The sequence below is a fragment of the Cohnella sp. SGD-V74 genome, assembly GCF_003001675.1.
Classification (GTDB): Bacteria; Bacillota; Bacilli; order Paenibacillales; family Paenibacillaceae; genus Cohnella.
Genome location: NZ_PVYW01000005.1, coordinates 248,794 through 260,586, shown reverse-complemented (window position 1 = coordinate 260,586; position 11,793 = coordinate 248,794). Strand labels below are relative to the sequence as shown.

The following is an 11,793-nucleotide window of genomic DNA, read 5'->3' as shown; positions in this document are numbered from 1 at the left end:
CGGGAGTGTCCGTTTCTTATACTCTTTTCTCGTACTTGCTGTAGGTTCCCGCGGAGTTGACGCCTTCTCCCACGAACTCGTAGTTCAAATTGCGATAAAAATCGTTAAGCGCCGGAATGGCAGCCAGGCAGTCCAGTCGGATGATCCTCTTATGTAACTGTTCCGGAACGGCCTTCTCGGCCCATAGCATAATCTGTCTGCCGACGTCCCGTCCCGCGTATTTGCGGTTGACGGCCAAACGGTGCAAATAGATAGCCGACCCGTCGCCAGCCTTCTGGCCCCACAGATGGCGATCCCACGCATTGGGCTCCTCCATCAGAATGACCATTCCCGCGATATCGCTGTCGTTTCTGAAAATGTACACTTCCCCGCGGTTAACCGCCTCGGGCGTATTGTGGGAGTCCTCTCCCCGCAGCAGGGCGTTCCATTGGGTGGAGCCTTTTCTCAGCAGCCACTCCGCCGTATTCACCAGCAAGCGCATAATTTCTGTCGTGTCTTCCGGTTCCGCCCGTTCAACGCTTGTAAAAATGGACATATCACGCCTCCCGATCGTCTAGAACTAGAATTAGAATTCCCGCGCAGCAGAAGGATAAACCCGCCCACAATGTTATTCGACGTCAAAATCGAAATACTTCTTGGGGTGCGGTTCGTCCTTCAGCGTATAGTGCCACCACTCTTTATTATACGGTTTAAAGCCGTGCTTCACCATAGCGTTCTTCAGAAGCTCGCGATTGGCGGTCTGCTCGGGCGTGATCTCCTTCGTTCCGTGGCCGGACACATCCCCGAAAAAATCATAAGGACTGCCCATGTCCGCCGGAATTCCGGTCGCCGCGTCCGCGATCGTCAAGTCGACGGTGCTACCCCGGGAATGGCCCGATTTCGAAGCTACGTATCCGAGCTTGAACACTTGCGACTTGTCGACGTTCGGATAGAACGCGTCTTTCATCGATGTATCCGACATATCTTGCGCCCAGCGCTTAAAATGGTCCACCGCCTTCGTTGGCCGGTAGGCGTCGTAGACGAGCAGCACGTATCCGGACTGCTTCAGCTCTTCGTTCACCTTTTTCAGCGCTTGCGCCGCCTCTTCGGTCATTATCGCGAGCGGCGCTTTGTAGCCGTCGATGACCGCTCCGACGAAGTTGTAATCCGATGCGTACCGAATCTCGAACAGGGCGTCCGGAATCAGCTCGTCCAGATAGACGAATCCTTTGGGCAATTCCCCTCGTCTCTCAACGGATACCGGATCTGAAGAAGGAATACCTTGTCCCGCTCCATCGTCCGCATCCTCTCCCTGAGCCCCCGGGATACCGGCAGAAGGAGCTGACTCCGCATCCCCCTCCTGAGCGCCCGGGATACCGGCAGAAGGAGCCGTTTCCCCTTGCCCGCCCAATGCTTGCGAAGCCGACGAAGCGCTTCCCCCGCCGGAGCCCGCGCTCCCGCAGGCGGCCAGAAGCAGCGCCAGACCAAGCGCCGCCATCCACCCGGCTCGTCTTCGTATGCGAATCGGCATAGCTCCTCCTCCTCTCTCGACCGATGGCCGTTCTCGCAGTTATAATCGTAGTAGACCAGAGAAACGGAGGGAGTCCGTTGTCCGAACCCCGTCGCGTCGACTGTACGAAATGCCGTCACTACTATATTACATGGGATCCGAACTTCCCGAGAGGCTGCCGGTCGTTCGGCTTCAAATCTCCTGCGATGCCCAGCCTCACGGTGCTGTATTCCTCGGGCAAGCCGTGCATGAGCTTCGAGCCGAAGCCCCTGAAAGCCAAGGACCGCCCCTAGGGCGTGTATGCTACTTATATTTCTTCCAATCGAGCGAGGACTCGTTCAGCAAATATTCGAAATCCTGCTCGCGCCTCTTCCGCTCGGCCTCCTTGGCCGCTTCGGCTTCTTGACGCTTCGCTTCCTTAAGCTTCGCTTCCTCCTGCTTAAGCGTCTCCGCCTGCTGCTTCAGCTTGGCCAGCGTATCCGCCCCGAGCATGTCCTTCAGCGTCACCGGCTTCTCGCCGCCCTGCTCTTGGGGAGCTCCATGGGCTCTTGAAGCCTGGTGCCCCGCGTGCCGCTTTTTCCCTTTGGCCATCCGCCATTCCTCCTTGCCGCGATCATTCGACGTAAATCATTTTCCTCGTCATGCCGCCGTCGATCGTCATATTCGTTCCGGTAACGAAATCGTTGCCGAGGTCGGTCAAATACAGGCAGGCCCGCACGATATCCTCCGGCCGGCCGACCCTTCCGGATAGATGCTGGGCGTGGTCGGCCTCTGTCAGCTTGCCGTAATCGCCGGTTTCGATCCATCCCGGGCTGATCGCGTTAACCGTGATCTTGTCCGGGCCTAGCGAAGCGGCCAGCGCGTGGGTCAGCGACAAGATGCCTCCCTTGGAAGCCGCATACGCCTCCGAATGGGGCTCGGACATGAAGGCGCGGGTCGAAGCAATGTTCACGATCGCGCCTCCGCCGCCAGCCCTCATGCTCTTCGCGCATTCGCGCGAGCAGAGGAACGTTCCGCGCAAATTCGTGTTCAGCACGTAATCCCACTCATCGAGCTCCAGATCGTACGGCGATTTGCCGATGCCCAGCCCCGCGTTGTTAACGAGAATATCGATCCGTCCGAAGTCGGCGGCGATTCGTTCGATCGTCGGGGGAATGGCTCCCCCATCGCTCAGATCGAGTACGTACTCCTTGGAGAAACCGCCGGCTTCGCGGACAAGCGCCGCCGTCTCGCCCAGCGCCGCTTCATTGCGGTCGATCAGCGCCGCGCGGACGCCGATGCGCGCGTAACCGAGCGCGATTGCCCGGCCGATGCCGGAGCCCGCTCCCGTTATGACCGCCGCGCGGCCGTCTTCCTGCATGCTCATTCGTTCCGCCCTCCTCGTCAGGCCTCCGGGTCGTCCAACTCTTCGATCACTTCGAGCAAACGGTCGGGAAAGTCCGTATGGACGCCGTCGACTCCCCATTTTACCGCGTTCTCCATATTGACTTGATAGTTGACCGTATACGGGTAGATGAGCAACCCCGCCTCTTTGACTTTATCCACGTAACTCTCGTCGATTCTCAAATAATTCGCTCCGATACCGTTCGCGTAAGCCCCGATCTCGGTCAGTGTCCGTTCGGAGATCCGCGCGGGCCGATTGTACCAGAGCAGCTGGAATAACGGCACGTCCTTGTCCCACTCTCGGATCTTCTTCAGGCTGATCTCGCTGAACGATTGGACCGCCACATGTTTGCGCAAATCGAACTCCTCGACGAGCGCCCACATTTTCTCTTCCATGCCGGGGTAATCTTCCGGATCTTTGGTCTCCAGCATGTACCGGGTGTCCTTGCCGAACGCCTCGAAAATTTCGCGAAGCGTCGGAACCTTCTCATTCGCATAGTCGTCCCTGGCATAGATCGGATGCTTCTCGTTGAACCACGAGCCCGCGTCGAGCGTCTTGATCTGCGCCAGCGTCATGCTCTTCACCCGGCCCGTGCCGTTCGTCGTGCGGTCGACCGTCTTGTCGTGCATCGCGATCAATTCCCCATCCGCCGTCATCTGAACGTCGATCTCGATGTAATCGGCCTTCATCTTGACGCCCAGCCGATAGGAAGCGAGCGTGCTTTCGGGCGCATAGCCGGAGGAGCCGCGATGGGCGATCGTCATGATTTTCTCATCCGGCAGAAAGAGGCCCGGAAAGTCGAGCCTGAGGCTGAACAAAAAGTAGATCGATCCCGCGAGAGCGGCCAGCAGCATCAGATGCAGCGCGTAAAAGTACCCTCTGGAAATTTTCATTGGCTCTCGCAACTTCTTGAACATGGATGCCTCCCTGCGATGTCCGGTTCCTTGATACTACCATGTTTGGACGCCGGCTAAAAGAGAGCAGGGCCAATTCCCTCCCGGGAATCGGCCCTGACTGCGCGGCTGCCTCGCGGGCCGCCCGATTAGTTCGCTTGCTTCTGAAGCTGCGCGGAAGCGATCGGCTCCTCGTGCGGCTTCACTTTGCGGATGAAGAAGGCCAGCACCAGCGCCGCCACGGTCATCCAGGTCGCAATGATGAACGAATAGTTGATGCCGTAGATCGTTCCTTGCTGAGTGACCTCGAGCATGGCCGCCTGGTTCGTCGGATCGACGTTGTTCTGGACGATCAGCTCCTTAACGCGGCTGGAGGCCGAATTCGACATGATCGTGACGAGGAACGCCGTTCCGAGCGCGCCCGCAACGTTCCGCAGCGTCTGCGACATCGCCGAGCCGTGCGAGTTCAATCTTTGCGGCAGTTGGTTCAAGCCGGCGGTCTGAATCGGCATCATCAGCATCGACATGCCGAACATCCGCAGCGAGTACATGACGATCAGATGCGTGTAGGTCGTATCCGCCGTCAACTGGCTGAATTCGTAAGTCGTGAACACCGTGATGAGCAAGCCGACGACGGCCAGCCAACGAGCTCCGATCTTATCGAAAATAATGCCGGTAATCGGGGACATGATGCCCATCAGGATGGCGCCGGGAAGCAGGAGCAGGCCCGCGTCCATCGGCGAGAAGCCGCGAATCGTCTGCAAATAAATCGGAAGCAGGATCATGCCGGAGAACATCGACATCGTGATAATCACGTTAATGACCGTAGTCAGGGAAAACATATTGTACTTGAACACGCGGAACTCGAGAATCGGCTTGTCGATCGTCCACTCTCTCCAGAAGAACAGAGCGAGCGAGACGGCGCCGACGACCAGACTGGCGATAACGCGCGCGCTGCCCCATCCGTCTTGCCCAGCGTCGCTGAAGCCGTACAGAAGTCCGCCGAAGCCAAGCGTCGAGAAAATGATTCCCAGCATATCGAGCTTGGGCATCGAGTTTTTGGTGACGTTCTTCATCGAGAACGCCCCGAAGATCAGCGAAAAGATCGAAATCGGCAGGACGATGTAGAACAGCACCCGCCAGTCGTAATGCTCGACGATCCAGCCGGACAGCGTCGGACCGACCGCCGGGGCGAAGATCATCGCCAGTCCCATCATCCCCATCGCTTTGCCGCGCTCCTGGATCGGGAAGATCGTCAGGAAAATGACCGTCATGAGCGGCATCAGAATGCCCGCTCCGGCGGCTTGAATCAGACGGCCGGTCAGCACGAACTCGAAGTTCGGCGCTACTGCGCATATGATCGTACCTAGCGTGAACAATCCGACGGCGGCCATAAACAATTTTCTGGTCGTAAACCGGTCGATCAAATAGGCGCTGACGGGCACGAGCACCCCATTCACGAGCAGGTAGCCCGTGGACAGCCATTGCACCGTGTTGGCGTTAATTCCCAGGTCCTCCATCATGACCGGCAAAGCCACGTTCAGCAGCGTCTGCGACAAGATCGCGACGAACGCGGCGATAATAAGCGCGGCGACGATCGGACCTCTCCTTAAATTACTTGTACTCATGGTTCTCTTCCTCTCTCTGTCTCTGTATGATGTTCACAATCTGTTTGTGTATGCGCTGCAGATGCAGGACGTCTTCCGGGGAAATCTGTGAAAATGCCGACGTCAGCTGCGAATGCCGCAGCTTGCTGACTTTGCTCCACAGCTCTTCTCCCTTGGGCGTAAGCGTGAGCCGAATCGACCGTCTGTTCGTCGGCGGCCGCTCGCGGGACAGCCAGCCGGCCCGCACCATTCTCTCCACGATACCGCTGGCCGTGCTCGTGACGGAATAAATTTTCTCGGCGAGCTCATTCAGCCCGATCCCCGGGTTCTCGGAGACGATTTTCATGACAAAATACTGAATGGAGGTAATGCCGAGCCGCTGCGTCGTCGCCGTCATCGACTGGTGGAACGCTTGGTTGACTTCGCGGAACGACTGGAAAATAGTTTGTATTCCCTCGGTTTCATGCAACGGGAACTCTCCTTTCTGGTTACTCCTTTCTTGGATAAGGTCGCAAAGTTCGCAAAGGAATATTTCGCATACGAAATAAAATACGCCCTTTTTGTTCGTATGTCAATGTTTACATATGTAAAAATGATCATAAAGATGCCAACGCCGGCTCCAGCTCCGGCTCAACCTTCTTCTACAAGGCATTCTGGCGGGATAGCAAAAAGGAGCCTCTCCCGCTAAAGCGAAAGAGACTCCTTGAATGTCCGGCTATCCGTTAACCGTCACCGGGCAAACTCGATAAACTTGTCCACGACGCGGTCGATATGGCGCAGCGTCGATTCGTCGACGAGCCGATTCGTCGTTTCGTCGAACTTCAGGGCGGCCGAGCTGATGATGATCTCGTTGCCCGCCGGCGGCAGCAGATTGGCCTGAATGCCGGGGCTTGCCAATATTTCCCTGAGATGAAGCTGGGCGCGAATCGTTCCCATCATTCCGGGCGATACGCCCGCCGTCATAACCGGCTTGCCGATCAGCACTTTGTCGACGCGCGACAGCCAATCAATCGCGTTCTTGAGCACGCCGGGGACGGACCAGTTGTATTCCGGCGTGACGATGAGCACGCCGTCCGCGGCCGCGATTTTGCGCAGCAGCGTCTGGACCTCATAGGGAGGATTCAGCTCGATGTCTTGATCGAAGAACGGAAGAGATCGAATGTCCGCGATTTCCAGATCCATCTTGTTAATGTAGCGTTCCTTCATCGTGAGCGCCAACTGCATGTTGTAGGAACCCTGTCTCAGACTTCCGATTAGTACGGCGATTTTCAACATTCGATCGCAACCCCCTTTAATTAGGATTTTTGTTCCTTCTTTCCTTATATTAGCACCACCGGCACGAAAGACAATCCTTATTTTCGCCGAGCGTCGATTAAGCGAACCGCAGCTCGACCCCGTCGGGCAGCAGATCGTTCACGAGCTCAGCGAGCCGGGAGTCCATGCGCAGCTCCTCCGCGACGATCGCCACCACGCCCGAATCGTCCCGCGAACGGATCAGCCGGCCGATTCCCTGCTTGAGACGCAGCAGCATGTAAGGCAAATCCACTTCGTCGTACGGGGACTCGGCGTCAAGACGCTTGGCGGCGAATACCGGATCGTTCGGGGGAAAAGGCAGAGACCAGACGATGACGTTGGACAGCGACGGACCCGGAACGTCCAGCCCTTCCCACAGCGTTACGGCGCACAGCACCTTGGTCTCGTTCGCCTCGAATTCCGCGATGAGCCGGCTGATCTCGCCCTCCCCTTCGAAAGCGAATTCGAGGTGCGAGATCGCCTCGCAGCCGGGAACGGCGGCTTGAAATTCGGCCAGCTCCTCCCGGGACGGGAACAGCATAAGCGCCCTCCCCCCGGTACGGAGCAGCATGCGAACAGCCGCCTCCATCTTGCCGGAGAAGCCCGATTCGCCGCCTTGGAGCGGACAGAGCGCCTCCATCTTGTCCTCGTATTCGTATGGAGAAGCCACGCTGAACGACAAGTAGCGGTCGATTCCGAGCGCGTCGGCCAAGTAGTCGAAGCTGCCGTTCACCGACAGCGTCGCGGAGGAGAAGACGATCGGCATCGCGCGGGAGAAGACGCCTTCGCGCAGCACTTCCTTGACCGCCTTAGGCATGACGACAAGCGTCAGCCCGGTCGGGCTGTCGGTCGCCCAGCAGATGAGCGAGCCAGAGCTCTGGAACAGTCCGAGCGCCTTCTGCATCATCTCCAGATGCTCCTCGACGATCCGCAGCTGATACCCGTCGAGATTGTACAGCTCGCTCTCGAACACGAGGTCTTCTTCTATGGCATCCAGTGTCGCTCGAAGCCTTGCGACCGCCCCGTACAGCTCGCCGTTGAGCCGGACTTCGCGCCGGTCTGAGCCGGGAACGGCGCGGCTGTAACGATCCAGCAGCCGGAACAGCTCTTCGCTTCCGTCGATCGCTTCGTCGATCCGCACGGCCAGCGACTCGCGGATCTCGTTCTTCAGCAGCCGCGTCACGAGCTGCTCGAAGTTCTCGTGCTTGATCCGGTACGTCAGCGCTTTCTGCGCCGCCGATTCCAGCAGGTGGCCTTCGTCGAACACGACGGCGCAATGGTCGGGGAGCAGCGGAAGCTGCCCTTCTCTCTTCCTGCCTTCGTAAGTCCAGACGTGCTCCATGTAGAAATCGTGAGAACAAATGATCAGATCGGCCGACTTGCGGTAATGCTCGCGGGACAGCGTCTGTCCGCAGCGGTGCCGCTTCTCGCAGACGAAGCAGTCCTGGAACGGGTCCCAATTGATCTTGTCCCACTGGCGGTCGTTCAGATAGGGGTACATTTTGCGATCCCCGTACGCATGGAACGCCTGCAGCCCTTCGCTCTTGTGCACGAAAGCCGGAAGCGCTTCGTACAGCTCGCGGTACAGCTCCGGCTCCTCGTACTCGGTCCTTGCTTGGTCGAGCTTGTTCAGGCACAGATAGCGATCCTGAGACTTGGCCAATCGGGCGTCGATCGACAAGCCCAGATGCTTCGTCAGCTTGGCGATATCCCCTTCCGGCTTGACGAGCTGCTCGATCAGGGACTCGTCCGCGCACGCGATGACCGCCGGCTTCCGGTGATAGCGGGCATAGCTGACCGCGTACAGCAAATAAGCGAGCGTCTTTCCGGTTCCGACGCCCGCTTCCGCAAATATCGTCCGCTTCTCCGCGAACGCTTTTTCCAATTGAAATGCCATGTAAATCTGTTCGTCGCGAACTTCAAAACCGGCCTCCGGCAGCGCGTCGTAGAAGACGTCGGCGACCCACTCCCCAACCTGCTGCACATACGGCCTGCCCGGCTCTACTGTAAAAGGATAACGATTCAATGAATAAAGCCTCCACCATACTATTATCGAGACATTATCACACTTTCGGCCGGCAATTGCAAAGGTTGAATTGAGGCTGGGAGACGCGGTTGTGCGGTCCGCTTGCTCGACCCGTGGCCCACCTCCATCCGCCGCCAGTTGTCAAGCGCTTCCGGATGTGAAAACTCTCATCGTTTTATAAGAAAGGCCGCCAATCCCTTGAAAGCCGCTTTTTCCGCCTGTTACTAGAAAATGATGGGCCGAAACGATGTGGTAAAGTGGGTTGCAGACGAGATCGGACGCGTTAACGCCGATCCAAATTCAATCTATTTCGCATAAGGGGGCATTTCAACATGAAATATCCGATTGCTAAATATAAGTTCAACAAAGCTGTGCTGGGCGCGACGCTCGGTCTGACGATCGCTTTCTCCGCAGGAACGATGTTCGCGGAGGGCCATACCGCCCATGCCGCGACGGCCGCCGCTCAGACGACAGCCGCCAACGGCGCGGCGCATTCGATCGCGGACGACGTCATCGCCGCAGGAGAGAAGTTCATGGGCATCCGCTATGTGTACGGGGCCGAATCCAATCGCACCGATGCGTTCGATTGCTCTTCGTTTACCCAGTACATCTTCAAACAGAACGGAATCAGTATTCCCCGTTCTTCGCGACAACAAGCGCAAGTCGGCGAATACGTTCCGAAGAGCCAGCTGCAGGCGGGCGACCTGATCTTCTCCGACACGAACCGGGACGGCGTCATCAACCACGTCAGCCTCTATATCGGAGACGGCAAAATTCTTCACACGTACAGAGTCGGCATCGGCGTCACGATCTCCGAGTTCGAAGGCAGCACTTGGGATAAAACGTACGTGACGGCGCGCCGCGTCATTCCGGCGGATGCGACGACGGATAACGGCCAATCCCAGACGGGTAATGAGGCGACGGACGGCAACGATACGGCGGCGGGGGATAGCGGGAACGGCGGAGCCGCGAACGGCAACGACGGTTCCGACAAGAGCGGCGAGCGCTTCCCGGACAAACGCCCTTCGCACGACCTGTCCGATCGAGACGACGACTAAGAGTCCCCAAAGCCATATACCCGCTCAAATTGCAATCCGCTTCCGGAGCAACTCCGGAAGCGGATTGTTCGGCATGCGGGACAGCCGGGCCGTGTGCTATAATCGATGGAACTCTGTGGAAAAGAGGCTGAACGGATGACCTCCGACCAATCTGCCGCTTATCGGCTCGCATACCTCGTATCTTTCCTGCTCCACCCTTTCGTGCTTATCGTTCCGTTATTTATGATCGTCTCGATCCGCTTCGCGCCGCACGTCTACGAAGGCGTGCTGTGCGGCATCGTCGTAAGCCTCGGAGCGGCCGGCGCTCCGTTCGCGTTCATTCGCCGCGGCGTCGCGCGCGGGCGCTGGAGCGATCACGACATCAGCCGCCGCGAACAGCGCCTCGTCCCATTCCTGTATACGATCGCGTGCATGGTCTGCGTGTTCGCCTTCCTGCTCCTGCTGGAAGCGCCGATCGAGCTGTTGGCCACGTTCGCCGGCATGGTCTGCGCCGTTGCCGCCGCGCTGCTCGTCACGCAGCTCGCCCGGTGGAAGATCAGCCTGCATCTGATCGGCATTACCGGCACGGTGCTGACGCTCGCGCTGCTCGTCTCTCCGATCTTCTATTGGTGCGCCCCGCTCATCGTCCTTGTCGGCTGGGCGAGATGGCGCGTCGGCGCCCACACGCCATGGCAGGCGCTGGCGGGAGCCTCCATGGCCGCGGCCGTCACCTTCCTCGTCTACCGACTGTTCGGGCTGTAGCCCTCCTCGACCGCACGACTCTTTCTTCCGCCGAGCAGCGGAAAGAGCGCGGCCGCTCCCGTCAGAAACAGAATTCCGGAGATCGAGTAGACGATCTGAAGCGACAGCGTCATTTTCAGCCCGCCGGCCAGCGACATGCCGACAACCATCATCCCCATGAACAGAGGAGTCATGACTCCTCCCACTCTTCCGATGTAAGCTCCCTCCGTATTTCGCATGATCATCGTTTGAATCCCGATCATAATCAGCGGGTAACACAGCCCCGTGGCGATCTGCAGCAGCAGAACGGCAGCCAAGCTGTGAGCCCAGCCTATCCCGACCGTTCCGGCCGCGCTGACGAGCAATCCGAAAGCGAGCAGCCGCTGCGGCTTGACTTTCTTGGCGGCGGTCATGACGAACGCGCCGCCAACCAGCGTCGCGGCTCCGTTAGTCGCAAGCAGCCACTGGACGAAATCGCGATCCCGCCCCAAGTTCTCTATGGCGACGAACAGCAGCAGCGGTTGAATCAGACCGGCGGCAAGCCCGGCCGCCATGAACGTGCCGCCGAGCGAGCGGAGCGTCCGGTTCGCGACGACGTAACGCAAGCCGGCCTTCAGCTCAAGCCAAAATCGCGATTGAGCCCGGGTCTGGCCGGGTTCTTCGTCATCCTTGGGAAGTCTCAGCAGGAGAAGTCCCGAGCCGAGAATCAATACCCCCATCGCGGCCAAAGAAGTCTCGATCCCGAACTTGGCGTAGACGAAAGCGCCGGCCATCGGACCGATGATCATAAACAGCGACGAGATCGACTGGTGAAGCGCCATGACGCCTTGCAGCCGGTCTTCGGGGACGTGCCGTTTGAACAGCTTCATCGCCGACGGCTGCGAAAATTGCGACAGCACCGAAGAGACGAACGCGGCGAAAAACAGCGCGTGCCAACTCCCGTACACTAACGCCAACAGCACGGCGAATACGGATGCCGAAGTCAGCAGATCGCTCCCTATCATCGTGCGGCGCGGCTTCCAACGGTCCGCGAACGTTCCCCCGATGATGGAGAAAATAAAGATCGGCGCAAATTCGGCTACGGAGATTAACGAGACGTAATAGGAATCGTTGTCGGTCATTTCGCTTACGTACAGCAAAACGGCGAAGTTTCGGATCCACACGCCCATATTCAGCAAGATTCTTGACGATAAAATGACGCGGACGTGACGATTGTTCCACATGATGATTTCCCTTTCTTTTATCATGGACAAAATTTAATTACGTTTATTAATATACAAACAAATTATTTAAATGTCTATAAAAATATAGAGAGATAGATGG

Annotated in this window: 13 protein-coding genes; 3 read left to right on the top strand and 10 right to left on the bottom strand. The window is 58.1% G+C overall.

Going from position 1 to position 11,793, the window contains the following annotated elements:
- Nucleotides 1–16: 16 nt before the first annotated feature.
- Nucleotides 17–535 carry a GNAT family N-acetyltransferase gene (locus B0G52_RS10350; protein WP_094043831.1) on the bottom strand — a complete coding sequence of 173 codons (519 nt, stop codon included), beginning with the start codon at nt 533–535 and terminating at the stop codon, nt 17–19.
- A 72-nt stretch (nt 536–607) separates the two neighbouring features.
- The gene (locus tag B0G52_RS10345) at nt 608–1,510 is read right to left on the bottom strand and encodes a M15 family metallopeptidase (RefSeq protein WP_198960620.1); all 903 of its coding nucleotides are present in this window, start codon (nt 1,508–1,510) and stop codon (nt 608–610) included.
- 77 nt (nt 1,511–1,587) lie between these two features.
- On the opposite strand from B0G52_RS10345, the gene B0G52_RS10340 reads away from it, so the two are divergent.
- Nucleotides 1,588–1,782 carry a uracil-DNA glycosylase gene (locus B0G52_RS10340; protein ID WP_094043829.1) on the top strand — a complete coding sequence of 65 codons (195 nt, stop codon included), beginning with the start codon at nt 1,588–1,590 and terminating at the stop codon, nt 1,780–1,782.
- 10 nt (nt 1,783–1,792) lie between these two features.
- Here B0G52_RS10340 and B0G52_RS10335 read toward each other — a convergent pair whose 3' ends face one another.
- From B0G52_RS10335 to B0G52_RS10305, 7 genes are all read right to left on the bottom strand, one after another.
- Nucleotides 1,793–2,080, bottom strand: a complete 288-nt coding sequence (locus B0G52_RS10335) for a YqkE family protein (RefSeq protein WP_094043827.1) — start codon at nt 2,078–2,080, stop codon at nt 1,793–1,795.
- A 22-nt stretch (nt 2,081–2,102) separates the two neighbouring features.
- Entirely contained in the window at nt 2,103–2,849 is a 747-nt protein-coding gene (locus tag B0G52_RS10330) for an SDR family NAD(P)-dependent oxidoreductase (protein WP_369827043.1), read from the bottom strand.
- Between the two features lie 23 nt (nt 2,850–2,872).
- A complete protein-coding gene (locus B0G52_RS10325; RefSeq protein ID WP_233162538.1) occupies nt 2,873–3,790 on the bottom strand; it encodes a glycerophosphodiester phosphodiesterase in 918 nt (305 codons plus the stop codon).
- A 125-nt stretch (nt 3,791–3,915) separates the two neighbouring features.
- Complete coding sequence (locus B0G52_RS10320) at nt 3,916–5,394, bottom strand: DHA2 family efflux MFS transporter permease subunit (RefSeq protein ID WP_094043823.1); 1,479 nt, start codon at nt 5,392–5,394, stop codon at nt 3,916–3,918.
- Complete coding sequence (locus B0G52_RS10315; RefSeq protein ID WP_094043821.1) at nt 5,381–5,842, bottom strand: MarR family winged helix-turn-helix transcriptional regulator; 462 nt, start codon at nt 5,840–5,842, stop codon at nt 5,381–5,383. The genes B0G52_RS10320 and B0G52_RS10315 overlap by 14 nt, the downstream gene beginning before the upstream one ends.
- Nucleotides 5,843–6,102: 260 nt before the next feature.
- Entirely contained in the window at nt 6,103–6,645 is a 543-nt protein-coding gene (locus B0G52_RS10310; protein WP_094044058.1) for an NADPH-dependent FMN reductase, read from the bottom strand.
- A gap of 100 nt (nt 6,646–6,745) precedes the next feature.
- Nucleotides 6,746–8,692, bottom strand: a complete 1,947-nt coding sequence (locus B0G52_RS10305) for an ATP-dependent DNA helicase (protein ID WP_094043819.1) — start codon at nt 8,690–8,692, stop codon at nt 6,746–6,748.
- Between the two features lie 332 nt (nt 8,693–9,024).
- Between B0G52_RS10305 and B0G52_RS10300 the strand changes: the two genes are divergently transcribed.
- Complete coding sequence (locus B0G52_RS10300) at nt 9,025–9,750, top strand: C40 family peptidase (RefSeq protein WP_369827035.1); 726 nt, start codon at nt 9,025–9,027, stop codon at nt 9,748–9,750.
- Between the two features lie 135 nt (nt 9,751–9,885).
- A complete protein-coding gene (locus tag B0G52_RS10295; protein ID WP_094043817.1) occupies nt 9,886–10,491 on the top strand; it encodes a hypothetical protein in 606 nt (201 codons plus the stop codon).
- On the opposite strand, the gene B0G52_RS10290 is transcribed toward B0G52_RS10295, so the two are convergent.
- The gene (locus B0G52_RS10290) at nt 10,470–11,693 is read right to left on the bottom strand and encodes an MFS transporter (RefSeq protein WP_094043815.1); all 1,224 of its coding nucleotides are present in this window, start codon (nt 11,691–11,693) and stop codon (nt 10,470–10,472) included. The two genes, B0G52_RS10295 and B0G52_RS10290, sit on opposite strands and share 22 nt — an antisense overlap.
- Nucleotides 11,694–11,793 lie beyond the last annotated feature (100 nt).

Excerpts from the sequence above, each read along its gene's own strand:
- B0G52_RS10300 (WP_369827035.1), top strand. The coding sequence starts at position 9,025 with ATGAAATATCCGATTGCTAAATATAAGTTCAACAAAGCTGTGCTGGGC.
- B0G52_RS10290 (WP_094043815.1), bottom strand. The coding sequence starts at position 11,693 with ATGTGGAACAATCGTCACGTCCGCGTCATTTTATCGTCAAGAATCTTG.
- B0G52_RS10345 (WP_198960620.1), bottom strand. The coding sequence starts at position 1,510 with ATGCCGATTCGCATACGAAGACGAGCCGGGTGGATGGCGGCGCTTGGT.
- B0G52_RS10295 (WP_094043817.1), top strand. The coding sequence starts at position 9,886 with ATGACCTCCGACCAATCTGCCGCTTATCGGCTCGCATACCTCGTATCT.
- B0G52_RS10350 (WP_094043831.1), bottom strand. The coding sequence starts at position 535 with ATGTCCATTTTTACAAGCGTTGAACGGGCGGAACCGGAAGACACGACA.
- B0G52_RS10335 (WP_094043827.1), bottom strand. The coding sequence starts at position 2,080 with ATGGCCAAAGGGAAAAAGCGGCACGCGGGGCACCAGGCTTCAAGAGCC.
- B0G52_RS10330 (WP_369827043.1), bottom strand. The coding sequence starts at position 2,849 with ATGCAGGAAGACGGCCGCGCGGCGGTCATAACGGGAGCGGGCTCCGGC.
- B0G52_RS10325 (WP_233162538.1), bottom strand. The coding sequence starts at position 3,790 with ATGTTCAAGAAGTTGCGAGAGCCAATGAAAATTTCCAGAGGGTACTTT.
- B0G52_RS10320 (WP_094043823.1), bottom strand. The coding sequence starts at position 5,394 with ATGAGTACAAGTAATTTAAGGAGAGGTCCGATCGTCGCCGCGCTTATT.